Origin of the sequence: Flagellimonas hadalis (assembly GCF_007785775.2) — a bacterium.
In the GTDB taxonomy this organism is placed as follows: Bacteria; Bacteroidota; Bacteroidia; order Flavobacteriales; family Flavobacteriaceae; genus Flagellimonas; species Flagellimonas hadalis.
Genome location: NZ_VNIK02000008.1, coordinates 85,632 through 111,354 on the forward strand (window position 1 = coordinate 85,632; position 25,723 = coordinate 111,354).

At 46.9% G+C, this 25,723-nt stretch carries 21 protein-coding genes; 2 read left to right on the plus strand and 19 right to left on the minus strand.

Translation table 11 applies throughout. The features are described from left to right. The first annotated feature begins 22 nt into the window (after positions 1 to 22). On the plus strand, positions 23 to 442 hold the full coding sequence (locus FOT42_RS12465) for a CBS domain-containing protein (RefSeq protein WP_151890901.1): 420 nt from the start codon (positions 23 to 25) through the stop codon (positions 440 to 442). 40 nt (positions 443 to 482) lie between these two features. On the opposite strand, the gene FOT42_RS12470 is transcribed toward FOT42_RS12465, so the two are convergent. The 13 genes from FOT42_RS12470 to FOT42_RS12530 all read right to left on the minus strand — a co-directional run bounded on the left by FOT42_RS12470 (position 483) and on the right by FOT42_RS12530 (position 16,570). After that, complete coding sequence (locus tag FOT42_RS12470) at positions 483 to 2,525, minus strand: DUF349 domain-containing protein (protein ID WP_151890902.1); 2,043 nt, start codon at positions 2,523 to 2,525, stop codon at positions 483 to 485. Positions 2,526 to 2,667: 142 nt separating this feature from the next. Beyond that, complete coding sequence (locus FOT42_RS12475; protein WP_226789887.1) at positions 2,668 to 3,405, minus strand: shikimate dehydrogenase family protein; 738 nt, start codon at positions 3,403 to 3,405, stop codon at positions 2,668 to 2,670. Further along, positions 3,374 to 4,411 (minus strand): DUF368 domain-containing protein, encoded by a 1,038-nt coding sequence (locus FOT42_RS12480; RefSeq protein ID WP_151890904.1) that lies wholly within the window; start codon positions 4,409 to 4,411, stop codon positions 3,374 to 3,376. Before FOT42_RS12480 ends, FOT42_RS12475 begins: the two co-directional genes overlap by 32 nt. A 20-nt stretch (positions 4,412 to 4,431) precedes the next feature. Further along, positions 4,432 to 5,349 carry a polyprenyl-phosphate transporter gene (locus FOT42_RS12485; RefSeq protein WP_151890905.1) on the minus strand — a complete coding sequence of 306 codons (918 nt, stop codon included), beginning with the start codon at positions 5,347 to 5,349 and terminating at the stop codon, positions 4,432 to 4,434. A gap of 25 nt (positions 5,350 to 5,374) precedes the next feature. Further along, positions 5,375 to 6,775 carry a tetratricopeptide repeat protein gene (locus FOT42_RS12490; protein ID WP_151890906.1) on the minus strand — a complete coding sequence of 467 codons (1,401 nt, stop codon included), beginning with the start codon at positions 6,773 to 6,775 and terminating at the stop codon, positions 5,375 to 5,377. A gap of 86 nt (positions 6,776 to 6,861) precedes the next feature. After that, the gene (locus tag FOT42_RS12495; protein ID WP_151890907.1) at positions 6,862 to 8,058 is read right to left on the minus strand and encodes an aspartate aminotransferase family protein; all 1,197 of its coding nucleotides are present in this window, start codon (positions 8,056 to 8,058) and stop codon (positions 6,862 to 6,864) included. Then, positions 8,058 to 9,761 carry an OstA-like protein gene (locus FOT42_RS12500; RefSeq protein WP_151890908.1) on the minus strand — a complete coding sequence of 568 codons (1,704 nt, stop codon included), beginning with the start codon at positions 9,759 to 9,761 and terminating at the stop codon, positions 8,058 to 8,060. Before FOT42_RS12500 ends, FOT42_RS12495 begins: the two co-directional genes overlap by 1 nt. 91 nt (positions 9,762 to 9,852) lie before the next feature. Beyond that, positions 9,853 to 10,332 carry a Dps family protein gene (locus FOT42_RS12505; RefSeq protein ID WP_151890909.1) on the minus strand — a complete coding sequence of 160 codons (480 nt, stop codon included), beginning with the start codon at positions 10,330 to 10,332 and terminating at the stop codon, positions 9,853 to 9,855. Positions 10,333 to 10,503: 171 nt separating this feature from the next. After that, a complete protein-coding gene (locus FOT42_RS12510; protein WP_151890910.1) occupies positions 10,504 to 11,772 on the minus strand; it encodes an adenylosuccinate synthase in 1,269 nt (422 codons plus the stop codon). Positions 11,773 to 11,784: 12 nt separating this feature from the next. Continuing rightward, entirely contained in the window at positions 11,785 to 12,240 is a 456-nt protein-coding gene (locus FOT42_RS12515) for a Fur family transcriptional regulator (RefSeq protein WP_108423512.1), read from the minus strand. A gap of 41 nt (positions 12,241 to 12,281) precedes the next feature. Further along, on the minus strand, positions 12,282 to 14,486 hold the full coding sequence (locus FOT42_RS12520; protein WP_151890911.1) for a RelA/SpoT family protein: 2,205 nt from the start codon (positions 14,484 to 14,486) through the stop codon (positions 12,282 to 12,284). A gap of 44 nt (positions 14,487 to 14,530) precedes the next feature. Beyond that, positions 14,531 to 15,763, minus strand: a complete 1,233-nt coding sequence (locus FOT42_RS12525) for a M48 family metallopeptidase (RefSeq protein WP_151890912.1) — start codon at positions 15,761 to 15,763, stop codon at positions 14,531 to 14,533. 3 nt (positions 15,764 to 15,766) lie between these two features. Then, entirely contained in the window at positions 15,767 to 16,570 is an 804-nt protein-coding gene (locus FOT42_RS12530; protein ID WP_151890913.1) for a TrmH family RNA methyltransferase, read from the minus strand. Positions 16,571 to 16,636: 66 nt separating this feature from the next. On the opposite strand from FOT42_RS12530, the gene FOT42_RS12535 reads away from it, so the two are divergent. Then, positions 16,637 to 17,440 (plus strand): DUF6503 family protein, encoded by an 804-nt coding sequence (locus FOT42_RS12535; RefSeq protein ID WP_151890914.1) that lies wholly within the window; start codon positions 16,637 to 16,639, stop codon positions 17,438 to 17,440. Between the two features lie 69 nt (positions 17,441 to 17,509). Here FOT42_RS12535 and FOT42_RS12540 read toward each other — a convergent pair whose 3' ends face one another. From FOT42_RS12540 to FOT42_RS12565, 6 genes are all read right to left on the minus strand, one after another. Continuing rightward, positions 17,510 to 18,778 (minus strand): amidohydrolase family protein, encoded by a 1,269-nt coding sequence (locus FOT42_RS12540; RefSeq protein ID WP_151890915.1) that lies wholly within the window; start codon positions 18,776 to 18,778, stop codon positions 17,510 to 17,512. A gap of 96 nt (positions 18,779 to 18,874) precedes the next feature. Further along, positions 18,875 to 21,814: an amidohydrolase family protein gene (locus FOT42_RS12545; RefSeq protein ID WP_151890916.1), complete on the minus strand. Its 2,940-nt coding sequence runs from the start codon at positions 21,812 to 21,814 to the stop codon at positions 18,875 to 18,877. Between the two features lie 64 nt (positions 21,815 to 21,878). Continuing rightward, positions 21,879 to 22,952, minus strand: a complete 1,074-nt coding sequence (locus tag FOT42_RS12550; protein WP_151890917.1) for a DUF3810 domain-containing protein — start codon at positions 22,950 to 22,952, stop codon at positions 21,879 to 21,881. An 86-nt stretch (positions 22,953 to 23,038) separates the two neighbouring features. Then, the gene (locus tag FOT42_RS12555; RefSeq protein WP_151890918.1) at positions 23,039 to 24,145 is read right to left on the minus strand and encodes a peptidylprolyl isomerase; all 1,107 of its coding nucleotides are present in this window, start codon (positions 24,143 to 24,145) and stop codon (positions 23,039 to 23,041) included. Between the two features lie 13 nt (positions 24,146 to 24,158). Further along, the gene (gldI, locus tag FOT42_RS12560) at positions 24,159 to 24,707 is read right to left on the minus strand and encodes a gliding motility-associated peptidyl-prolyl isomerase GldI (RefSeq protein WP_151890919.1); all 549 of its coding nucleotides are present in this window, start codon (positions 24,705 to 24,707) and stop codon (positions 24,159 to 24,161) included. Next, a complete protein-coding gene (locus FOT42_RS12565) occupies positions 24,704 to 25,720 on the minus strand; it encodes a DHH family phosphoesterase (RefSeq protein WP_151890920.1) in 1,017 nt (338 codons plus the stop codon). Before FOT42_RS12565 ends, gldI begins: the two co-directional genes overlap by 4 nt. Positions 25,721 to 25,723 lie beyond the last annotated feature (3 nt).

Genomic DNA, 25,723 nt, shown 5'->3' on the forward strand with positions numbered 1-25,723 from the left:
GGAACAATAAACTTCTACAAGGATGAAAAAAGGTGTGCCTGTTTCCGAGATCATGACCAAAAAATTGGTCACATTGGGGCCAAAAGATGACTTGGTCACTGCCGAAAGACTTTTCAAGAAGCATCATATCAGACATATTCCAGTGGTAAAGGGCGATACCATCATTGGAATATTGAGCTACACGGATCTGCTCCGCATCAGTTTTGCGGATGCCATAGACGAACATGAGGAGTATGTGGACACCATAGTCTACAATATGTTCACCATACCCCAAGTGATGGTGCACGATGTGGTGACCGTTACCTCTATGACCACGATCAGGAATGTGGCGCAGTTTTTATCGCAAAAGGAGTTCCACGCCCTCCCGGTTGTGGATGATGGAAAGCTGGTGGGCATTGTCACCACCACGGATTTGATAAGGTATCTGTTGGAGCAATATTGAACCGGACCCAAAAATTATCGCCCCAATTTTGGGGCGATTTTTATTCTTCTTCATTACTGTTCTCTTCCTCTTCGGCCTCCCTATTGAGCCTGTTCTCAAGTATGTTGAGCTTTTTGAGCTTTTCTTTCCAGGTCTGTAGGGCTTCTTTCTGCTTGTCTATATTTTTGATCACCTCTTGCACCAAAGGGTTGTCCTCGGAACTGTTGGAAAAGAATTGAAGGTTGTTCTCCAACTGGCGTATCTCGGACTTGCTCTCATCGATTTTTCTTCGGATGAAGACCCGTTCATTGCCAATGGCACGGTCGTCCTCCGTTTTGGCCAGCTCTTGTACTTTGTTTCCATATTTGATGAGTTCTGACTCTTGCCGGCTCACCCCTAGCTTTTTCAGAAGGGCGTCCACGATTTTGTTGAACTTCCCATTGATGTGTTTCTTGTTGTAGGGAATCCGTCCGTATTGTTTCCACTCGGCAAGGAACTCCTTGATTTCGGCCAGGTCTTTCTTTTTGTCCCCGCTCAGTTGGAACTCTTTCAATCGTTCAAGACAGGCATTTTTCTTCTCATAATTTTCATACTCGTCCTTCTGTGCCTCGTTCTTTTCCGAGTGAAGGCGGTCAAAATAGTGGTTGCACGCATCCTTGAACTCTTTCCAGATCTTGTCCGAATACCTTCTGGGAACGTGGCCGATTTTCTTCCATTCACTTTGGATGCGCTTCATTTCGGGGGTGACTTCCTCCCAATCATCCCGGTCCTTTAAGGAAATGGCCAAGTCCAAAAGAGCCTGTTTCTTGTCGAGGTTATGCTGTTGCTCTTTTTTCTGGTTCTTGTAAAAAGCGTTCTTGTTCCTATTGAATTTACGGACAGCATCCTTAAAGTGGCTCCAGGTTTCCTCATTTACCCGTTGCGGTACCTTGCCGGCTTTGAAGAAGGAATCCCTCAGCTTTTCAACTTCACTGATTTGTTGTTGAAGTGCCCTGTGGCTATTGGCCACATTTCCGGAAATCTGTGCAATGGAGGCTATGATCTCCTGTTTTTTCTCCAGATTTTTTTCATAGACCTTTTCCTGTTCTTGGAAATGCTCTTGCCTTCGCTGGTGCATGGCCTTGGTGGCATTGCTGAACCTTTCCCAGATTTCTTCCCGATTCTCCTTTGCCACGGGGCCAATGTCCTCTTTCCAAATTTTATGAAGGGTCTGGAGTTCCCTAAAGGCTTTGTTCAGGTCGGGTTCATCGGCCAAGGCCTCTGCCCGCTCCACCAATTTTTGTTTTTCTTCCAGGTTGTGTTTGAAATCCAGGTCGCGCAGTTCCCGGTTCAGGTGCAGGAAATCGTAGAAGATTTCCATGTGGTGATGGTAGGTGCGCCAAACATCATTATAGTTGTTGCGGGGAATGGGGCCTGCATTTTTCCAACTTTCCTGAAGGTTTTTGAAATTGTTGTAGGTGGTGTTGATGTCTTCCTCCACATCAATAAGTCCCTTCAGTTCTTCAATGATCTCCAAACGCTTGTGGAGATTGTTTTTTAGGTTCTGTTCCAGTTGTTTGTAGTACTGGTCCCGTTTTTCACGATAATCGGCATATACTTCATTGAATTGCCTTTTGGCCACGGAGTTGTACCTGAAATCAATTTCATTGCCTCCCTTGGACACGAACTCTTCTTTCTTGTGTTCCAAAAACTCCTGGAATTTTTGGTCAAACTCATATTTTATGGCACTGACATGTTTTCCAATGGCTTGTACCTTTTCGTTCCGCACCAGTTTTTGGAGCTCGCCCACCAAGTTTTCCATGGGCATGGTGTGGTAATCCAAGAATGGGATGTAGTGCCTCTTTTCATTGTCGGTGTCTTCCGCATCCTCCGCATTGGATTCGTCTATTTCATCGATGGGGTCTTCAGAACCATCGGAATCCTTTGCATTGTCCTCATTGGAAACGCTGCTTTCTGCCTTGGGTTCTTCCTTGTTTTCAGATACAGTTTCCTCGGACACGTTCGGTTCAGAAATGGGGCTTTCTTCCAAAGATGCTTTGCTGTTGTCCGATGTTTGCTCTGTGCCACCTTCAGCTTGCTGAAGTTTGTGTTCGTTGTCCTGCATTGGTAAGTAGCTTTAGCTTTTGATTGATGATAATTATAGCCAATTTAACAACTTAATTGGCCATTAGCAAAAGTATTGATTCTTCTTTTGCCTTGGCAATAAGATGTTTGGATATATCAAAATGGTATGCGGAAGGCCTTTTTTAAGGTGTGTTCCAGATTTCCCAAGCCTTTTCGGCCTGCCATTGCAGCATCCCGAGACCATTCTGGATAGTTGCGCCCTGGGCTTCCCCCAAGGCAAGGAAAGTGGTTTTGGCTGGGTTGTAGATCAGATCGTAGAGCAAATGTTCCTTTCCAATGTGTTGATAGGGAATGTCAGGTTTTTTTTCAATATCAGGGTGGGTGCCCAAGGGCGTACAGTTCACGACCAGGGTGTTTTCTTCCATGATGGCCTTGTCCAGTTCATCATAGGTGTACTGTCCCGCTTTTTTGCTTCGCGAAACGTAGGTGGTGCTTATGCCCATTTCTTCGAGTACAAAACGGATCGCTTTGGAAGCACCGCCCGTGCCTAAGATCAGGGCCTTTTTGTGATGCGGTCTTAACAAGGGATCAAGCGATTTTTCAAAACCATAGGCGTCTGTATTGAAGCCTTTCAGTCCATTTTCGGTGATCTTGATGGTGTTGACGGCACCGATTTTTTCCGCTTTCGCGTCCAATTGGTCCAGATAGGCCAATACCTCTTCCTTGTACGGAATAGTTACATTGAACCCCTTGATGTTGTCCTGCGAAAGTACGGTTTCCAGTTCGGAGATGTCTTGAAGGTCAAAGTTTTCATAACTGTGGTCGTCCATACCAAGATTCTTGAATTTTTGGGTGAAATAGCCCTTGGAAAAGGAATATGAGATGTTCTTACCGAGAAGTCCGTACCTGTTTTTTTTCATTTCTGTTCTTTCCATACCAGTCCAATAGCAATAATACCAAAATCCCAAGGATTATTAAAAGCAAAGCCCACCAGGTTTCGGCCAGTGCCATGTCAGGAAGATAGCGTTTGTAGTTGAGTATTATTTTGTCCCCATTGGAATCCAGCAAGGGATTCCCTTCGGGACTGAGTTTGAACATGGTCCTTTTCCATGGCCAAAGTACCCCGAGCGAGCCTGTGATGAACCCTAAGATCACAGCCGTGGTCGTGGCCTTGTAATGCTTGAGCACATAGCTGAGCAAATGGGAGAAAGTGACCAGTCCTGTTGCGGATCCCAACGTGAACACGGCCAATATCTTTAGGGTCCGGATGCGTTCGCCATTGTCCACAAAACTGAAGTCACCTGCAAAAATGTCTGAAAAAGTGTCATAAAGGGCATTTACCGAATCCACCAAGAGCAATACATAGTTGCCCAGAAGGATGAGGATGAAGGAGCCCGAAAGTCCGGGAAGGGTCATCCCGGAAACACTGATGATCCCACAAAAGAAGATGAAGATCAGATTGTCGTTTTCCTTGGCCGGGTTAAGAAAACTGATGGAAATGCCAATGATCAGTCCTATGATGCCGGCTGGGATTGTTCTTCGGTTCCATGGCTCAAAATCCTTGCCGATGTAGTAGATGGACCCAATGACCATCCCAAAAAATGAGGCCCACACGAATATCTCGTTATGGTCCAAAAAATAATCCAAAATCCTTGAAACACTGAAATAGCTCACCAGCATCCCGAAGATCAACAGGATCAAAAACTGCGCGTTGGTATATTTATAAAAACTCTTGAACCTCCCATTGAACAGCAGTTTTATTGCCTTGGAGTTCAGTTTTTGGAGGGAATAGATGAACTCTTCGTAGAAACCTCCCACAAAGGCCACGATACCTCCGGAGACCCCAGGCACCTTGTTGGCCGCCCCCATGCAGAGGCCCTTGATAACCAAGAAGAAATTATCCAGAAACGTCCTAGGTTGGTGCATGGGCCAAAAATATGTTTTTTCTATTTTTTGGAAGCTGCTTTTTCCAGGATAAAAATAAGCGAAAAACCGAGGATGGCTAAGATTATGGCAAGCATTAATTGATTATCGCCCTCAAATGCACCGGGCAGTACGTTGACGTCGTCGACAACAATGGTCTTATCCCCAAAAGTACGGGTCTGGAGCACCTTTTTCCATGGCCAGATCTTGTTCAGTGAGCCCAAAATGAAACCGGTGAGCAGGGCCAAGGTGATGTTCTTGTAGTTGTTGAACATCCATTTCAGCAAGCGGGCAAAACTCAAGAGCCCCACAATGGCACCGAGGGCAACGGTGAGCACTATTTTGATGTCCCTTTCATGAACGGCATCCAAAATGGTCTTGTAGGGACCTAGCAGCACCAAGATGAAAGCCCCGGAAATGCCGGGGAGGATCATGGCACATACCGCCAAGGCACCCGACATGAAAAGATAGGGAAGGCTGTCCGTGTTTTCGCTTACGGGAAGTTCGGTGATAAAATAGGCAACGACGGCACCCAGAACAAAAACCACCACAGTGCCCAAGTTCCATTTTTGGATCTCCTTGCCCACAAAAAATACGCTGGCCACTACCAATCCGAAGAAAAAGGACCACAGCAGCACGGGCTCATTTTCCAAAAGCCAGCTAAGAAACTTGGCCAAGGAAAGCACGCTGATGAAGATACCTGCAAAAAGGGCGAGCAGGAAATTCCCGTTGATCCTGCTCCAAAAAGCCTTGATACCCTCTTTTCGCAAAACGGTGATAAGGGAGAGGTCAATATTGTTGATGGAGGTAATAAGCTCCTCGTAGATGCCCGAAATAAAGGCAATGGTGCCCCCGGACACCCCTGGGACCACATCTGCGGCACCCATGGCCATTCCTTTGAGGGTAATAATAATATAGTCCGTTAATCGGCGTGGTTTCATGTAATTGGGATATAAGGGTAGGGGATTAGGTAGAGGTCTTTTTTATTTTGGAAACCAAGGCCTTTACCCATTTCACTTCGCTGAACTCAGGGAATTCCTCATCGAACAGTTCCAGTTTGTCCAAATCCATTTTCATGGCATCTGCCAGCGTTTTCTTGGCTCCGGTAACATCATTGTTCTTGAGGTAGATTCCGGCCAATTTATAGGTGAGCTTGGCGCTGTCGGGATAAAATTCCAACCCTTGGATCAAGACTTGTATGGCGGAGTTCAGATCACCCATTCTTTTCAGTACCTCTGCCCAATTTTTCCAGGTGTCCAGTTCATAGTTTCCTAGGTCCACCGTCTGTTTGTAGGCAAAATCGGCCTCGTCCAGATTGTCAAGGGCAAAGTAGATCTTGGCGGCTTTTTTCCAATAGAGCGGGTTCTCCCCATCAATATTGATGGCCTTGTTGATATAATAAAGTGCCTTTTCGTGGTTCTTTTGCCTAAAATGGAAATCCGTAATGGCCAACCAGCCCTTGTCCAGCAAAGGGTCTTCATGTACGGTGTGGTAGTAATAGTATTTGGCCAGATCGTAGTTGCCCAGTTTTTCATGGCATTTTCCAAGACGTAGGAACGCATGGGAAGTAGGGTCTTCCATGGAAATGGTGGCCTCATAATTTTCTATGGCCTCGTTGTAGCGTCCCAGCTTTTCGAGCACCTTGCCCTTTTCAAAATAGGCACCTATGAAGGAATCATCGGAAATAACGGCAAAATCGAATGCGGTCAGGGCTTCTTGGAACATGTCCATGGCGTAGTACATCTTGCCCAATTGGTGCCAGGCCACTTCGCAATAGGGATTCCGTTCCAAATAATCGTTCAGGTAGTGTATGGCACCATCAAAATCTTCGAGGAACTCGAAACAATAGATGACATTGTAGAGTGATGAATAGTCACTTTCATCATACTCCACGCATTTCATGAAACTGAACTTGGCGCGTTCGTGGTCATCCATGAAAAGGTATTCCATGCCCAAGAGGGAATGGATGTCAAAAGTGTCGTCCGTCAAATGTAGGGCGTCCAATAACAGGTTTACCGCAGCTTGGTGGTTGTCCTGTTTGGATTGGATGTTGGCCCGTTGGATATAGATTTCCTCGTTGAGGGCATCTATGTCCTGGATTTCGTCCAGTAATTTTTCAGCGGCCTCGAATTTGTCCTCAAATGCCAATACTTCAACTTGCAACAGTTTTAGCTCCAAGGAATTGGGATGTTGTTCCAGACCTATTTGGATGGCTTTCTTCCCTAGGGAGATTTTTCCGTTGTTGAGGTAGTGGTGAATGATTTCCTCAAAGTCCTCGGAGTCAAAGAAATAGACGTCGTCCGTCTTGAGCATTGACTCGAATTTGCTGATGGATTTGTCAGGATATTCGTTAGAATCTAACGCCATAGGAACTTTTTTGGTTTGACTATGGACTTAAAATTAACCCTTTGAGTATCTCTTTAGGTCCAAAAATCAGGTATGTTATCAACAAATTAGTTAACAGTATCGGGTTTGTACTCGTTCAAAATAGTAATGATTAAGTCGCAACCAACCTCAATTTCTTTCATCGAGATGGTCAAAGGAGGTGAAATTCTTGCTGCCCTACCTTCAAACAACAGCCAAAAAAGGATGAGTCCCCTTTTGGCAGCCTCCAATATCAAATAGTCGGCCACTTCCTTGGTTTCCAGCATTGCGGCCAGCATCAGTCCTTTGCCCCGAACCTCGGTGATCAAGGGGTGGACCAACAGTTTTCGGAACAGTTTTTCCTTCTCCAGCGTCTGTGGGATCAGGTCGGTTTCCGTTAGTTCCTGCAAAGTGGCCAAACTGGCAGCAGCAATCACGGGATTTCCACCAAAGGTGGTGATATGCCCCAGTTTTGGGCTGTGCTGCAACTGGGCCATCATCTCTTTTGAGGCCACGAAGGCACCTGCGGGCAAGCCGGAGGCCATTCCTTTGCCGATCACGAGGATATCGGGCACGCAGTTGAAATGTTCAAAAGCGAAAAGCTTCCCTGTTCTTCCAAACCCAGGCTGGATCTCATCAAAAATGAGCAATGCGCCCATTTCGTCACAGCGTTTCCTGACCTTTTCCATATACCCATTTTCCGGAAGGATGAAACCTGCTCCCCCTTGGATGGTCTCCAAGACCACAGCGGCGGTTTTTTCGGTGATCTTGGCCAAATCCTCTTCAACATTGAAGTTGATAAAGCGTACATCGGGAATCAAGGGCCTGAACGCGCTTTTACGTTCCTCATAGCCCATAAGGCTCAAACTGCCCATGGTGTTTCCGTGGTAGGCATGGTTGGCCGCAATGATCTGAGATCGCCCTGTGTGTCTTCTGGCCAGTTTTATGGCCCCTTCCATGGCTTCGGTGCCAGAATTGACCAAATAGGTCGTCTCCAAAGTTTTGGGTAGGTGGGCGGCCAATAGTTTGGTGAATTCCACCGCTGGCCGCTGCACGTATTCCCCGTAGACCATCACATGCATGTATTTGTCCACTTGTTCCTTGATGGCTCCAATCACCCTTGGATGCCCATGTCCCAATCCACAGGCGGACACGCCGGCCACAAAGTCCAAGTGTGCCTTTCCTTCTTGGTCGTAGATATAGCTGCCCTTTGCATGGGAAACCTCCAACCCCAAGGGATGTGGTGTGGTCTGGGCTTGATAAGTGAAAAAGTCGTCTTTGTACATTAGGGGGCCTGTACTTTTTTTACTTGGGTCTTTTTGGGCTGTGTGGCCTTGTTGTTCTGGGCATTGATGGGATCGTTCTCATTTTTTTGACGTTCCTCTTCCTCTGCATCGATGTCTATGGGATTATCGATCCCGCGGATTTTTACCAGTTCGATAGTATTGTCGTCCTCATCAAAGATCTCGTCCTTGGACATGATACGCTCATCGCCCCGCCAGACAAAACCTTTCAACTTTCTACTCTCCACGGGCAGGTCCTTTTCGGGGAAAATGTCCCCATCGGGATTGACGAAGAAGGTAATGTCCTCAATGTCGTTATTGGCCATGATCAATCGGATCTTACTGCAGATGGTCTTGTCAATGCCGATAAGTTCCTCATCATCATTGTACATGTAATAAATGACCTCGGTATTGGCGACAAGATCTATGATCTTCAGCTCGTTTTCGATGAACTTTCCGTAGAGGTTCTTTCCCTTGGCCTGATTATAACCAGTTCCACTAATGGTGTCCAAGGAAATGATAAAGGCATTTTCGATGACTTTGAGGGAATCCAGTTTTTCGGTCTCCATATCGGAAATCAGATGGATGCTGTCCCCCGTGATCTGGTTGTCCACATTCCACATAATGGGATCTTTGATCAATTGGGTGATTCCAGTGGTTTCATCAAAATGGATGGAATCACATTTACCGCTCAGGTCCGTTTTGTAGAATTTGGCATTCCTGAAAGCCCTAAGGATCCTTTTTTCGGGTTTTCCGGTCACCATAAGGGTATCACCGTGCATGTACAGGGAATCATTTTCCACCAGACTGATGGATACGGCCCGCTTGGTGGCAAAAACGGAATCCAGTGCCTTGTATACCTCTGCATAATGGGCTTTGATGACCCCGTTGTTGATGGTATCGGTGATTTTGATGTTGTTGGTAGCGGAAGCAAACTCACTGACTTTGTCAAAATAAAGGCTATCTCCTTCTATGATCTTATTGTCGTAATCGATCCGTGTGTTCTTTATACCATACCCCCGTTCGATTTTGGTATCATAAAAACCTCGTTCACAATAGATTTTGTATTCTTCCCCCGTGATGGTGGAGGGACCGTACATGTATGCATTTTTGGAAGTGGTGTAGTAATCCAATTGCTCTGAATCGATGATGTACTCGGGGTTGTCTATGTGCACGTTCCTTTGGAACTGGTACTTTTTTGGAGTCATGAAATAGGTGCCCACCTTGCTGGTCAGCACATTGGCGGAATCCACCACCTTACCACCGGAATTGTAATAAGCCAACTGCTTTTCACGGTCAAAATAAAGGGTGTCGGTGGTCAGGGTCATCTGTCCGTTGGTCAGGTCCACACTTTCCCAGGCCTTGGCCAGTTTGGAGTTGCCATCATAATCCATCTTGCCACTGTTCATCTCTATGGAATCCCCCTGTTGCAAACGGATGTTGCCAATGGCCTTCAGCCGGTTTTCCTCGGTATAAAATACGGCGATATCGCACCAAAGGTCTGCGCCTTGGTGTTCAAACTGTACCTGTCTCTCATCGTCCTTGCTGAATATGGATCCACCGGGAAACTGGGCCTCATCCTTGGTGAAAGTGCCTCCATAGACAATGTTGATCTGCTTGTCCTGGGGTTTCTGACCATTTTGTTGGGCACTGGCCCCCGTAAAGCACAGCAATAGAATGAAAAAAGAAATTCTTTTCAAATCCATGGAATTTTGCCCAAAAGTAGGGTTTTTGGGGAAAGTGGCATATAGCCTTTAGAAAGCTTTGGCAAATGTGGGACGGTTTTGCCCCATTTTGTCATTCATTCAGAAAGGCTGAATACATCCACACCAGTTTTTCCTGTTCCCGGATATAATCGCTCATCAATGCATTTGTGCCCTCGTCGTTGGAGTCCCCCGACATTTCCAGCAGCTCCCTTTCCAATGGGAGCAATACCTCATAGCCCTTCAAGATTTCTTTGATGGCCTCTGTTCCATTGGATACGTTTTTGGCTGCCTTTATTTTTGAAAGGGATGAATAATCGGCATAAGTATGGAGCGGCGTAAAGCCAAGGGTCAAGATCCTTTCGGCAATCTCATCGATCTTGATCAGGGAATCGTTGTACAATTCCTCAAATTTGAGGTGGAGTTCAAAGAATTTATGGCCCTTGATGTTCCAATGGAATCCGCGGGCGTTCATGTAGAACAATTGGTAGTTGGCCAAAAGCTGGTTGAGTTTGTCAGAGAGTTCGCTCGATGTCTTTTTGTCCAGTCCAATTTGATTGAGGTTCTTTGCCATGTCCTTATTTTTTAAATGATTTCACTACCCAAATTTTGTCGGGTTTGGATCAGGTTCCTTTCAAGCAAGTTAGATAATATCCATCATCCCCAAAGTGACAAAAGTCACCCAGTTTCAAGAATTTTTTTCTTTAGAAAAAAAATCGAACTGACGCTTTTATTGCCAAACAAATTATCGGCGTATGGTCTGAAGCCTATCTGGTCCTACGGAAACAATTTTTATGGGCACTTGTAGGTGTTCCTCCAAAAATGCAATGTAATCGTTCAGGGCAGGAGGAAGTTCCTCTGCAGTGGTCAATTTGGTAAGGTCCTTTGCCCATCCCTTTAATTCAGTGTAAATAGGCGTAACGTATTCACTTTCAATGTTATAGGGGAGGTGCTGTATTTTTTGTCCCTTGTAGTCATAGGCAGTACAGACTTTAATGGTCTTGAATCCGCTGAGTACATCGGCTTTCATCATCATCAGTTCGGTGACGCCATTGATCTGAACGGCATATTTCAGTGCTACGAGGTCCAACCAGCCACAACGCCTTGGTCTTCCTGTGGTGGCACCAAATTCGTTGCCCACACGCCCCATGGTCGCTCCATCCTCATCAAAAAGTTCGGTAGGGAAGGGGCCACTGCCCACCCGGGTGGTATAGGCCTTGAAAATGCCCAGCACTTTCTCAATCTTGTTGGGTGCGACACCCAGTCCGGTACAGGCACCTGCTGCGGTGGTGTTGGATGAGGTGACAAAGGGATAGGTCCCAAAATCGATATCCAAAAGGGAACCCTGCGCCCCTTCGGCCAATATTTTCTTTCCTTCGGCCTGTGCTTTGAAAATGTATTCCTCGCTGTCGATGAAGGTCAATTTTTTGAGGGTTTCCACAGCTTCGCAGAATTCCGATTCCAATTCGGCCAGATTGTATTCGATTTCCACGTTGTAAAAATCGATCATGGCCTCATGCTTGTCGGCGAGGGCACGGTATTTGGTCTTCCAATCGTCAAATTCGAGATCGCCCACACGCATTCCGTTGCGTCCGGTCTTGTCCATATAGGTAGGTCCGATACCCTTGAGGGTGGAACCGATCTTGGCTTTTCCCTTGGAGGCTTCGGATGCGGCATCCAGCAATCGGTGCGTGGGAAGGATAAGGTGTGCCTTGCGTGAAATCAAGAGCTTGGACACGATATTGATGTTGAACTTTTTGAGGTTGTCCAATTCCTTTTTGAAGATGACGGGGTCAATCACCACGCCATTGCCCACAATATTGATGGCATTTTTGTGAAAAATCCCAGAGGGGATAGTATGCAGTACGTGTTTTATGCCGTCGAATTCCAAGGTGTGTCCTGCGTTGGGGCCTCCTTGAAACCTGGCGATAATATCGTATTCCTTGGTCAGTACATCAACAATTTTTCCTTTTCCTTCGTCTCCCCATTGGAGTCCAAGCAATAAATCTACCATGAAATGAGTTGGTTATTCTGTTAGGTTTTCTTCTTTGTTTCGGGTTCCGTAGAAATATAACGAGTGGTTGTTGATCTTGATGTCAAAAACCTCTTCGATCGTCTTTTTTATGGATTGGATACGGGGATCGCAAAATTCCACCACTTCACCGGTATCGGTGAGTATGACATGGTCGTGCTGACGGTCAAAATAGGACTTCTCGTATTGGGCCTGGTTCTTTCCAAATTGGTGCTTGCGTACCAGTTTGCATTCCAATAAAAGTTCGATGGTATTGTAGAGCGTGGCGCGGCTCACCCTATAATTCTTTGTTTTCATTTTGATGTAGAGGGATTCCACGTCAAAATGATCGTCACTTTCATAGATTTCCTGTAAAATGGCGTAGCGCTCAGGTGTCTTCCGGTGCCCCTTTTCCTCGAGGAACGTAGTGAACACGTTTTTTACAATTTCCTGATTCTTATTGTTTCCCATGGCTTTCTACCTATGCTAATGCACAAAGGTACAGCTAAAAATTAAATTCTGGTGACTTTGTCGATCCCCTCTACCTGCTTTAGATTGTCCATGAGCCTTTTCAGGATGTTGTTGTTTTTGACCACAAGGGTGATCTTCCCTTTGAAGGTGCCGCCATCTGCACTGAAATTGAGGTTTCGCATGTTCACGTGCATGTTCTCGGAAATGATCTTGGTGATGTCCTTGACCAGTCCGAGGTTGTCTATTCCTGTAATCTGTATGTCCACCGAAAACTCTTCCTGGGTGGAGTCTATCCACTTGGCACTCATGATGCGGTAGGCATAATTGGATTGAAGGGAGATGGCGTTCGGGCAGTTTTTCTTGTGCACCTTGATGCCGTCGTTCACGCTTACGAAACCGAACACCTCGTCCCCGGGAATGGGGTTGCAGCACTGTGAAAGTTTGTAGTTCAACCGTTCCTCTTCCTTGCCGAACACGAGCATGTCGTATTTGGTGGTGATCTCGTCCTTGTCCACATCTTTCGGTACAGGGGTTTTCCGTATCCGGTTCTTGAAGAAGTTGATGAAGGCATTGTGGTAGGACGAGGCGAAGTCCTTCAGCTTGTCATTGTCTATGACCCCGATGCCCACCCGATAGAACAGGTCCAGACTGGTCTTCAGTTTGAAATAGTTCACCAGTTTGTTCACCGTGTCCTCGTTGAGGGTGATCTTTTGGGATTTCAGCTTTCTGCGAAGGATTTCCTTGCCTTCCTCGGCCACTTCCTTTTTCTCCTCCATCAACGAGGATTTGATCTTCGCCCTGGCCCTGGCCGTATTGGCATAGTCCAGCCAGCTTTGGTTGGGCTTGGCCGTTTCCGAGGTCATGATCTCCACTTGGTCGCCACTGTGGAGCTCGGTGCCCAGCGGCACCAATTTCCCGTTCACCTTGGCCCCACGGGTCTTCATGCCAATCTCGGTGTGGATATTGAAGGCAAAGTCGAGGGCCGTGGCTCCTTTGGGCATGGATTTTAGATCTCCCTTCGGGGTAAACACAAAGATTTCCTTGGCATAGAGGTTCAGTTTGAATTCCTCCACAAAGTCAACGGCATTGCCATTGGCACTTTCAAGGGCTTCCTGTAGTTTATTGAGCCATTCCTCGATGCCCTGTTCCTTTTGGTCGCCATGTTTGTATTTAAAGTGCGCTGCATAGCCCTTTTCCGCTATTTCGTGCATCCGCTCACTTCGGATCTGGACTTCCACCCATTTGCCCTTTGGGCCCATTACGGTGATGTGGAGCGCCTCGTAGCCCGTGGATTTGGGGGAGGTGATCCAATCGCGTAAACGGATGGGATTTGGGGTGAAGTGGTCCGTTACAATGGAATAGATCTTCCAGGCAAGGAACTTTTCATTCTTTCTGTCGGATTTATAGATGATCCGGATGGCGAACTTATCATATACCTCATCAAAGGAGACATTCTGGGCCTTCATTTTCCTTCGGATGGAAAAAATGGACTTCATCCGGCCCTTGATCTGGTAATTGAGTCCTTCCTTGTCCAGTGATTGTTTTATCACATTGGAAAAGGCATCGATATAGGCCAAACTCTCTTCCTCGGTATCCTCAACTTTGGCCTTGATGTCGTTGTACACCTCTGGTTCGGTATACTTCAGGGAAAGGTCCTCCAAATGCGTTTTGATGTTGTAGAGCCCGATCCTGTGTGCCAAAGGGGCATAGATATAGAGGGTTTCCGAAGCGATCTTGACCTGTTTGTGCTCTGGCATGGACTCCATGGTGAGCATATTGTGGTACCTGTCGGCAATCTTGATGATGATGACCCGGACATCGTCATGTAGCGTGAGCAGCATTTTCCTGAAATTCTCCGCTTGCTGGCTGATGTCCATGTCCTTTTTGAGGTGGGCGATCTTGGTTAGGCCATCGACAATGCGGGCCACTGTTTCACCGAACATCCGCTCTATGTCGGAAAGGGTGTAAGGGGTATCCTCGACCACATCGTGCAGCAGGGCCGCTGCTATGGACACGGCATCGAGACCTATCTTGGAGGCCACGATCTTGGCCACGGCTATGGGGTGGAAGATATATGCCTCGCCAGATTTGCGCCTTTGGTCCTTATGGGCATCCACGGCCACATCAAAGGCGGAGCGTATCAACTTTTTGTCCTCATCGGTCAAAGTTTGATAGCTTATGCGAAGCAGTTCTTTGTACTGCTTTGCAATCTCCTTGTTCTCTTTCTCAATAGCAGCCTCTGTCATAGTATATTAAAGTTACCACAATCTTATTAGCTAAGCAACAAAAACTATGCCTTAAGGTTTCTGATCCGTTCAATCAACGGAGGGTGGGAATAGTGCACAAAAACGTAGGCAGGGTGTGGGGTCAGGTTGCTCAAGTTGTTCTTTGAAAGTTTTTTCAACGAAGTGACCAATGGGGTTGCCGCAAAGGTGTTTTTGGCAAAGTCGTCCGCTTGGAACTCAAACTTTCTGGAAAGGTAGTTCATCGCCAGACCCGTTATTTCCGAAATAGGGCTATACAAAAGTGCAAATCCTACCAAGGCCGCATGAAAACTGGGAGTGGACACTCCAATGGCCAGCGATATCTCGGGATGGTTAATGAAAAGGGAAAGCACGTATAAGGTGAAGCCTGTCAAGGCGAGGGAGACCATTAGGTTGAAAACGATGTGTTTTTTCTTGTAATGCCCTACTTCGTGGGCCAGGACTGCTACAATTTCCTCTTCACTCAGGTCATCTATCAACGTATCAAAAAGGGTGATGCGTTTCTCCCTTCCCAATCCCGAAAAATAGGCATTGGCCTTGGTAGAGCGTTTGGACCCGTCGATCACAAAAATATTCTTCAGCTCGAACCCCACTTTTTGGGCATAACCTTCTATCGCCTTTTTTAGACTGCCTTCCTTCAGTGGGGTCTGTTTGTTGAAAAGAGGGACGATCAAACGACTGTAGAATAGATTGACAAAAAGGATCACGGTGCCTATCATGGCCCAGGTGTAGATCCAAAAGTTGTGGCCTGTCCATTGCAGGAACACCATGAACAAGGCCAATAGGCCGCCACCCAACACGACCGTGAGCAGGCCACCTTTCAGTTTGTCCATGAAAAACAATTTTCGGGAGGTTTTGTTAAATCCATATTCCTCTTCGATAACAAAGGTCCTGTAATAGGAAAAGGGCAATCCAAGGAGGGTGCTTCCCAAGGTGATCAGCCCAAAGAAGACCAATGCCATGGGAATCGGGCTTTCAGTGATGGAACGAGTGATGCCGTCGATCCATCCAAATCCACCAAACCACAGAAAACAGATGGTGACCGCCAACGAAAAGCCATCTGAAATCAATCCAAACCTATAATTGGCCTGTTTGTACTGTTGTGATTTTCGGTACTCCTCCTCCTCAAAGACATCGGAAAGTTCCATGGGCAAGTTTGCCCCAAAACGCTTGGCGTTCAAGTATTCCAGAAGTTGATGGACCAAATATTGGACTATCAGAATGATGAGAATGACATAAAAGAGCAAAGTCTTTTCCATAGCTTAGAATCCGCGTTGCCGCTTCGCCTCAAATATAAGTATTGCCGCCGATACGGAAACGTTCATGGAATCTATTTCTCCCTGCATCGGAATTATAAGGTTTTGGTCGGAACTTTTGAGCCAAACGTCCGTTAGCCCAGTGGCTTCCGTGCCCATCACAATGGCGGTGGCGCCCGTAAGATCACAGTCCACATAATTTTTGGAAGCGGTCAGTGCGGCACAATAGATTTTGATGTGGTTTTTCTTTAGAAAATGGATGATGTCCTGAGTGGAGCCCATGCCAATCTGATTGGTGAACACGCAGCCCACGCTTGACCGGACAATGTTTGGGTTGTACAGGTCCGATTTGGGATTGGCAATCAACACCGCATCCACGGCAGCGGCATCGGCAGTCCGTAGCAGGGCACCGATGTTGCCCGGTTTTTCCGGGGCCTCGGCCACCAGCACCAAAGGTTCTTTGTTCTTGAAATGGATCTTGTCCAAACCATGGTCCTTTGCTTTCAGGATTCCCAAAACGCCTTCGGTGGTGCCCCTATGGGCCATTTTTTCATAGACGGGTTTTGTGATCTGAATAGTTTCTGCCTTGGGATTTTTCAGGAAAGCTCTGATTTTGGAGAGGTCCAAAATATCCGGACAATAAAGAAAGGTGTCCAATGAGTAACCACCCTTTTGGGCGAGCTCCAGTTCCCGCTGCCCTTCCACCACAAAAAGTCCCGATGTTTTCCGTTCCCGGGATTTTTCTTTAAGGAGCAGTATTTTTTTTACCAATGGATTTTGGACACTGCTGATCAGTTTGGTTTCCATCATAAAGTAAAAATAGCCATTCCTGTAATGTAAAAAAGGGGTTTTCGACCAAGTGACCAAACTTATACCATGAAAAAAACAACCATCCTATTGGCTGTGCTGGCCGTTTTTGCCTGTAAACAGTCCCCTAAAAATGAAGAAAAAAAACCGCAGATGACCATGGAAGAGAAGATGGACCAGCATGCTTTTCCAGAAGCACTTTCCAAGGTTTTTGATGCCCACGGCGGATTGAAGCTCTGGAAAAAGCAGCGCACCCTTTCCTTTGTATTACCCAATCCCAATCTTCCCGAGACCCACACCATAGATCTGTGGTCAAGAAAAGATCGAGTGGATACCGATACATTTTCCATGGGATTTGATGGGAAACAGGTCTGGCTTTTGGATCCGCAAGAAGCCTATAAGGGAGATGCCGCATTTTACCATAACTTGATGTTCTATTTTCAGGCCATGCCCTTTGTTTTGGCAGATGATGGCATTGTGTACACCGCTGCAGAAAATTTGGAATTTGAAGGAAAAAGCTATCCGGGCATCCAGATTGGTTACAAGACCGGGGTAGGGGCTTCGTCCAAGGATGAATATTACATCCATTTTGATCCCGAAACCCATCAAATGGCTTGGTTGGGCTATACCGTGACCTACGGCACCGGGGAGCCTTCGGACAATTTTAGATGGATCCATTATAACGAATGGCAAGAAGTCAATGGTTTGTTGCTCCCCAAGACCATTACCTGGTACAACTATGAAGGGCGTACCCTTTTGGATGCAAAGAGTTCAGTGGTCTTTGAGAATGTGATGCTGTCCGAGGACGCCAAACCGGAAAGTCTGTATGCCAAACCCGAAGGGGCGGAATTCATTCCCTTGAGCAAGAGTTAGGGTCGGAACAAATAAATAAGGGCGGTTTTCCTTGGAAAACCGCCCTTATTGTTTTTTTAGGCCATGGATTTATTTTCCCTCGCCTTCATACTTGCCCATATACCTTTTCCAAAGTTCGGTCTGGTGGGTTTCCAATGAAACATCCCGTCCATCGATATAGGCTTTGGATAGTTTGTTCGTACGCATGTCCAAAGCATCGCCTTCCGAAATGAACAAGGTGGCACTCTTACCAACCTCCAAGGTGCCGTACCTATCGTCGATACCCAATATTTTTGCAGTATTCCCTGTCACCAGTTGCAGAGCGGTCTCTTTGTCCAGTCCTTGACCGACCGTTTGTCCAGCGTAAAATGGTAGATTCCTGGTCTGGAAATTGGCTGCACCTTCATTCTGTAAACCAACCAACAATCCTGCATCCACAAGCAATTTGGGCAATTTGTAGGGAAGGTCGTAATCGTCATCGTCATATTCAGGCAACGAATGGGTAAGGTTTACCAATACGGGAACATTGTTTTCCTTTAGGAAATCTGCAATTTTATTGGCACGGTACCCGCCTACGATCACCACATTCTTCACGCCTGCTTTTTTTGCGGTAGCCACGGCATCCGTCATTTCCTTTTCACCATTGGCGTGGATGTACAAATGTTTGGAGCCGTCAAATAGGCCCGACATGGCTTCAAAAGGAAGGTTTGTTTCCTTTTCTGCTGATTTTCCATAGGCGTTGGAATTTTGGAAGAATACTTCGATGTCGCCTACTTGTCCTGTATATTCCTTATTGGGGATGTAGCCTGTGTCTTCTCCCATCCACCATCTGCCTCTCCTGAAAAAGGACGGCCAGTTCAAATGGATGCCATCATCGGTCTTCACAGCGGCATCCTCCCAGTTCCATGCATCGAATTGGACTATGCTCGATGTTCCTGAAATGGTACCGCCCTGTGGGGTCACCTGACCCAACAGAACACCGTTTGGGCGCATGCTTTCGACTACTTTGGATTCTGCATTGTAGGCAATGATGCTCCTGACGTGTGGGATCATTTCCCCGATTTCATCTTGGTCGTCAGTGGCTCTTACGGCATCCACTTCTACCAAACCAAGGGACTTGGAGGGAGCTATGATGCCCGGATACACGTGTTTTCCTTTGGCATCTATCATGGTGCCAATGGTCGGGGCCATCAGGTCGGAACCTATGGCCGTTATCTTTCCATCCGTAAATATGATGGTGCAGTTTTCTATGACCTCTCCATTGCCGATGTGGGCGGTCGCCCCAAAAATAGCGACTTGCTCGGACTGTTTGGGGGCTGGAGTCTGCTGGGCGGAAGTTGTAAAACTCAAAGCTAGCATGACCAAGAAGGTGAGGCGCCTCAAAAACACCCCTAAAGTCCCCTCTAGGGGACAATGATTGTTTGAATTTATATCTGAAAATTTCATTATCTTACTTTAAAGGGTTTCACATTCAAATCGTTCTTTCTTGTTTTGAACGGGTGTACGGGTCTTTCCACCATTTTTCTTTTCGTTCAGCATCATGCCGATCAATTGGTTTCTTTCCTTTTTCACAGACTCCCGTAACATTTGGTCCTTTTCCAAATCAAAATAGACTTTACCTTCGATCAAGGTTTTTTCTGCCTTGGCATATACGGATAACGGATGGTCGCTCCAAAGCACCATATCTGCCTCCTTGCCTTCTTGGATGCTGCCTACGCGGTCGTCCAAATGCAAAAGTTTGGCAGGGTTAAGGGTGACCATCTTCCAAGCCTCGATTTCGGACATATCCCCATACTTGACGGTTTTCCCGGCCTCTTGGTTCAGCCTTCTGGACATCTCGGCATCATCACTGTTGATGGCTACGGTAACTCCTTGGCTTGCCATGATGGCGGCATTATAGGGGATGGCGTCATTCACTTCATATTTGTAGGCCCACCAATCGCTGAAGGTGGAACCTCCAACCCCATGCTCGGCCATTTTATCGGCTACTTTGTACCCTTCCAGAATGTGAGTGAAGGTGTTCATGCGGAAGTTGAACTTTTCCGCCACCTTCATCATCATATTGATCTCACTTTGCACATAGGAGTGGCAACTGATGAACCTTTCCCCATTGAGAATCTCGGCAAGGGTTTCCATTTCCTCATCATAACGGAAAGGCTTTCCGCTCTTCTTTTTCGCATCATATTCCTTGGCACGTTGGAAGTAGTCGGTATAGACTTGCTCCACCCCCATACGGGTCTGCGGAAAACGGGAAAAACTGTTCCAGTTGGACTGTTTCACGTTCTCTCCCAGCGCAAATTTGATGAATTTTGGTGCATTGGGGAATACCAATCCATCTGCGTTTTCCCCCCATTTTAGGCGTAGGATGGCAGAACGGCCCCCGATCGGGTTGGCAGAACCGTGCAATAATTGGATAGTGGTGACACCACCTGCAAGATTTCTATAAATGTCCATGTCCGTTGGGTCGATGACATCTTTCATGCGTACTTCCGCGGAAGAATTGTGTCCCCCTTCGTTGATAGCCAAAGCGGCAATGTGCGAATGCTCATCAATGACCCCTGCAGTAAGGTGCTTTCCAGTGGCATCGACCACAGTGGCCCCTCCTGCTCGAAGGTCTTTACCGACCTTGTCTATCTTTCCATTTTTGATCAACACATCGGTGTTTTCCAAAATGGCTTCCCCGGTCCATACCGTTGCGTTCTTGAAAAGAATGTTCTCCTGTTTGGGTTTTTCCTTGTATCCAAAACCTACATTGGGATAGGAGAGTGCCACCAATTCTGGTTTTTCAGTACTCTTGTCTTCGGATTTTTCTTCGAAGGGGGAAGTTTTCGTCAAATTGGCCATGGTCTCGTTCCCATTGGGGAGTACCATCTTGCCGCTGATGGTGTTCGATCCAGGAACAACCCGGGCAATCATACGGTAAGAGCCCATATTGTCGTCCGAGAAGGAAAGGTTCAACCAGTTGTCGGAGAAGTCCATTTTGGAGTCGACCTTGTCATCGCCTTTCTTCAATTCGGCTTTGGGCTTGTCTATGGAACCGGTAAGTGACACGGTATAGGTGTTGCCGTTCACGTTGAGGTCATAATTCCCACGGATGTCCACCAAATCCATGGACTGGATGATGTCCTTGGTCCCCTGTACCCAGTTTTCGTAAAGGATGGTGTTCTCGTCAAAAATTTCGCCGGAAGTGATCAAAAAGTTGGCCTGACTGCCGGTCTGGAGGGACCCGATTTGGCCGGACATGCCCAAAATGCTCGCAGGCACTGTGGTCAAGGCTTCCAAAGCCTTGGTCTTGGAAAGTCCATAAGTGATGGCCTTCATCAGTTTTTCCTTCAGGTCGGAAGGCGATTTCAATTCGTGGAGGGTAATGGAAAATTCCACGCCGTTATCTGCCAATACCTTAGGGTTGGAAGGTGCCAAGTTCCAGTGCCTCATATCTTTCAAGGCGATATATTCGGCTTGATAGGGGTTGGATACATCAAAGGCATCCGGAAAGTTCAAAGGAAGGATCAATTTGGCATTGGTGGCCTTGATGTCGTCAATGCGCTCATACTCATCGCCACCGCCCAGGATGGTGTACTGGATGCCGAACAGGTCGCCGATCTTATCGGCCCGCAGCACATTTCCGTTGTCACCTGCAGCAAAGATTTGGGTCAGTCCCTTGTTGGCGGCCAATGCTTCCAACGAACGGTCCTTGGTATCCACATTGCCCTTGCTGTACCAGTCCAGATCATAGTACAATTGTCTCATCAAGGCCATGGCACCCATCAAGGAACCGGGATAGGATTGCCTTTTGGCCACGCTTTTTTCGAAGGAAAAGTATTGTCCGGATTTGTCCGAAAGGATTCTTTGCGCCTCGGAACCTTCGTCGTTCAATGCGACTAAGAGGCCCGTGCCCCGCGCTATACCGTCCTGAATATGGGCGTTCACCGCACCAAAACCTGCCTTTCGTAGCTCTTCGGCTTTTTTGGAATCGTAGGAGAAACTGCTCACTGCATTGTTCTCTGGCATGATGTGGTCGTTCCAATAAAACCCTTCCCGCTCTGGGCCATATTGGGCCGATCTTCCTGCATTGTTTGCCCTTTCGGGGGTCTTTACCCCAAAATTTGAAAAAATGTCCACAAAGGAAGGGTAGATGGACTTTCCATCAAGATCTTGGACCACGGCATTCTTGGGAATGCTCACGGACTTCCCAACCTGAACCACTTTGCCGTTCTGGATCAGTAAGGTGCCTTTTTCAATGACCTGTGTGGGGGTCATATAGATCTTGGCATTGGTGAATGCCGTGTAGTTGTTGTTCTTTGTCTTTACACCGTCATTTTTTGGAAAATAATCTTGTGCGAACAAAGAAATACCGCCCAAAAGAAAGGACAGTGCCAAGAGTTTAATTTTCATAAAGTTATAATTGAATTAGTTTAGCTCGTCTAAATATAAAGGAAGTGTGCATATCGCACAAGTTTCATTCCCTGCTCCCCAGCTGTTTTTGGTGGTTGATCATCAATCCAACGACCGAGTTGTAACTTTTGATCCCCTCCTTTTGGTTGTTCACCTTCAAAAAAGTGTTGAACACGGCCTTGAAGACAGGCTCCATCGGATTTTCATATTTTTTCCAAAAATCTGCCAATTCCCTGTAATTTTTTTTCACACCGGGGTTGAGGGCGTCCAAAATGTCATTGTACTTGGGTTCATCCTTATTGTACAGGTCCACAAGGCAATAGCCCAATGCATGGTTGTATGCGGCATATTTGAAATAGGGGTCGTCGCTCTGCGATGTGACCAAAAACCCTATGAAATTGGTGGCATCCTCAGCGGAATAGCCCAATTGATGCCCCACTTCGTGCCCGCTCACGGCCGCCAACCGGAACAGGGGGATCATGCCGTTTACCTGTGCCTCATTGGTAAAAGGGTTGAGATAGCCTCCATATCCCATATAAGTCAGGGGAAGGCTGTACAGTGATGATTTCAGGCTTGGGGTTTCATACTTAAAATAGGGATACTGTTTTTGTAAGAGATGGTACGCCTTTTCCGTTTTTTTGAAGACTTCCTTTCTGGGGTATGGCACTTGGACAGGGGAAAGGCTGTCCCCAGTGATTTCATGTTGATAGTGGTTGGCCCTTTCTGCGAGATATTCGGTGAAGTCCACCAACTCATCGAGGGTATATTCACGTGCTATGCCCAACCGCCATGTGATGGGCTGTCGATAATAGTTGAGTCCCCAAAGTATGTGGAACGCAAAATAGGCGATGGAGAGCACCATCAAGATGTCTTTGAAAAAAAGAAGTGGCTTCTTTTTGATGGTCTTCCAATGTCGGTAACAATACCTGATGGCCATTACGGTCAAGGCGGTATAGATCAGGTCCCCGAAAGAAAAGGGAATCCATCCGAAGAGCGTCCGCAGCGATTGGGAGATATAAGGATAGATCCCATTGCTGTAATAATTCTCGACGAAGAGGGGATAGCTGCCCATCCATTTGACCAATATGATTTGGACCGGAAGCGCAATGGCTAGGATTGTTTTCGTTTTTTGTCCCATCAATATAACAAAGCGAAAATAGGTGTGGCCATAAATGGAAAAGCCGCACGGAAAAGTACGGCTTTTTTAGGTTCATTTGCTGGTTTTTAATCTTGGATTCCCACAACCTCTAGGTCAAAGACCAATGTGGAGCCTCCAGGAATAGGACCGTAGTCGTTGTCACCATACCCCAAATGTGGTGGGATGAACAAACGAATTTTGTCGCCCACTTTCATGGTAAGCAGTCCTTCCCTAAAGCCAGCAGCCAATTGGGCATCTGGGCTGTAATCCATGGGGTAGGGTACGTATCCTCCCTGATCTCTTTTTCCAGGGTTCACTTGGTTGAACTTTTCGGCAATTTCCAGGATGTTGGTGTCGAACAGTTCGCCATTGGATAACCAGCCGGCATAGTTCACCATTACTTTTTGGCCAAATTTGGGATGTTCACCATCACCTTCTTTCAATTTCAGTATTTTCAAACCAGAAGGTGTTTCCTCGGCCTCGGCCATTTGTGCGGTAAATTCAGCGACCCAATCCTCTTTCATTTTTTTGAAAGCGGCTTCTTCAGCTTTTGCTTCTTCAAAGTAGTCGCCCATCACCTTTACGGCATCGAATTTTTTGGCCTCTTTGCCATTTCGTACAATCTCGACCTTGTTCATCACCACATCCACCTTTGGCCTGTCACCAGGGCCCGTTTCCACATTGGCGATGGAGTCAACGACCTCCATTCCTTTGACCACTTCCCCAAAAACGGTGTGTTTGCCATTGAGCCAAGGGGTTTCTTTGTGGGTGATGAAGAACTGGCTGCTGTTGGTCTTTGGGCCTCGGTTGGCCATGGAGATGATCCCTTTTTTGGAGTGGGACAGCGAGTCGTGGATCTCATCCTTGAAGGTATATCCAATATTTCCACTGCCTGTACCTGAGGGATCGCCGCCCTGGATCATAAAATCTTTGATGACTCTGTGGAAAACAATGCCATCGTAGAACTTTTTTTCTTTGTATTCGTCATTCACAAAGGGGTTGTTCCCTTCTGCCAAGGATACGAAGTTGGCTACCGTGACCGGGGTCTTTTCGTATTCCAGTTTGACGATGATGTCACCTTTGGTGGTCTGGATGTCGGCAAAGATGCCATCCCCCAGATCAGCATGTTTGCTGGACTTGCACCCCAAAATGACCAAGGAGAACAGGGTTATGATGTAAAGTGATTGTTTCATTGTGTGTATGGATTTAGTTTAAACTGTCTTTATGGATAATGATCGTATGTAGTTCCACCGAAGATTTCAATGGCGTCCGTGGGCCAATGGCCTTATTGTCTCCCTGATAGCCATAGGCTTGCAATGAGGGGAATATGAACGTGGCCTTCTCGTTGATTTTGAGGAGTTTAACTGCATTTTGGAGCCCAGGGAACAATTGCTGTTTGTCCACTACGTGCGATGTCGGACCTATTTCTTCAGCGGTATAAATGGTGTCGTTTTGCAATGACATCAGATTGTAGGAAAACAATATCTGGTCCTCTGTTTTGGGCAGATAGGTGGCCGTATCGTTTTTTGTTTCATAATAATACCAGAAACCATTGGGACTGGTACTATATTCGTGCAGCGTGTCCTTGGCCATGAGTTCTTTGATCATTTCCTCTTCCTTGGCCAACAATTGTTTGCTCCGTTCTATGGATTCCTTGTAAAAGCTGCCAGATTTTACTTCCACCGGTTTTCGTGGTTCCGGGCCTCTGCAACTGGCAAAAGCGAGTACGGCGATGCATAAAACGACAATTCTCATGGGTTCAATCGGCTTTTATAGGTTTTCAGGATGGTGTTGAACTGGTCAATGGTCTCTTCCATACTTAGGTCACTTTTGCCACCAGCGGCATTGTCGTGTCCGCCGCCCTGAAAATGTTTTCGGGCAAATTCGTTCACCGAAAAGTCCCCAACGGAGCGCAGGGATATTTTGATGATGCCTTCTTCTTTGTTTTCAATAAAGATCAAGGCAAAAACAATGTCTTCCAAGGTAAGTCCGTAGTTCACAAATCCTTCCGTGTCCCCTTTCTTGAAATCGTGGGCATCCAGTTCTTCCTGCGTGAGGGTGATGTATGCCGTCCGATATTCGGGCAGGATGACCATATTGCTCAGGGCAACGCCCAGCAGGTGCAATCGGGATGGCGAATTGGTATCGAACACCTGCCTGTGGATCTCCATGTTCTCCGCACCTTTGTCTATCAGCTCGGCCACTACGCGATGTGTTTTGCTCGATGTGGACCGGTACTTGAAAGAACCGGTATCCGTCATGATGCCCGTGTAGAGGTTGGTGGCAATTTCCTTGGTCACCTGCTCGGCTCCGCCCAAAAAATCGATGAAATTATAGACCATCTCGCAGGTAGAACTCATGCTGACATCGGAATAGGTCACCCTGGCATAATCACTGGGTTGCTGGTGATGGTCTATCATGATGAAATCGGCCTTGGCCGCCCTCAATGCGGATTCCATTTGGCCCACTCGGGACAGGTCGTTGAAATCCAAAGTGAAGATAACGGAGGATTCATCCAACAACCGCTGTGCCCTTTGGGCCTCCCATTCAAAATTGATGACCGTTTCGTTGCACGGCATCCATTTCAGGAACTTGGGGTAATCGTTCGGGGCAATTACATGGACCATGTGGCCCATTCCCTTCAAAAAACCATAGAGTGCCAAGCAAGAGCCCATTGCATCGCCATCGGGATTTTTATGAGGGACGATCACAATTTTTTGAGGCTGGGAAAGTATCGACTTTACTGTCGTGATATCCGCTGAATTCATGCG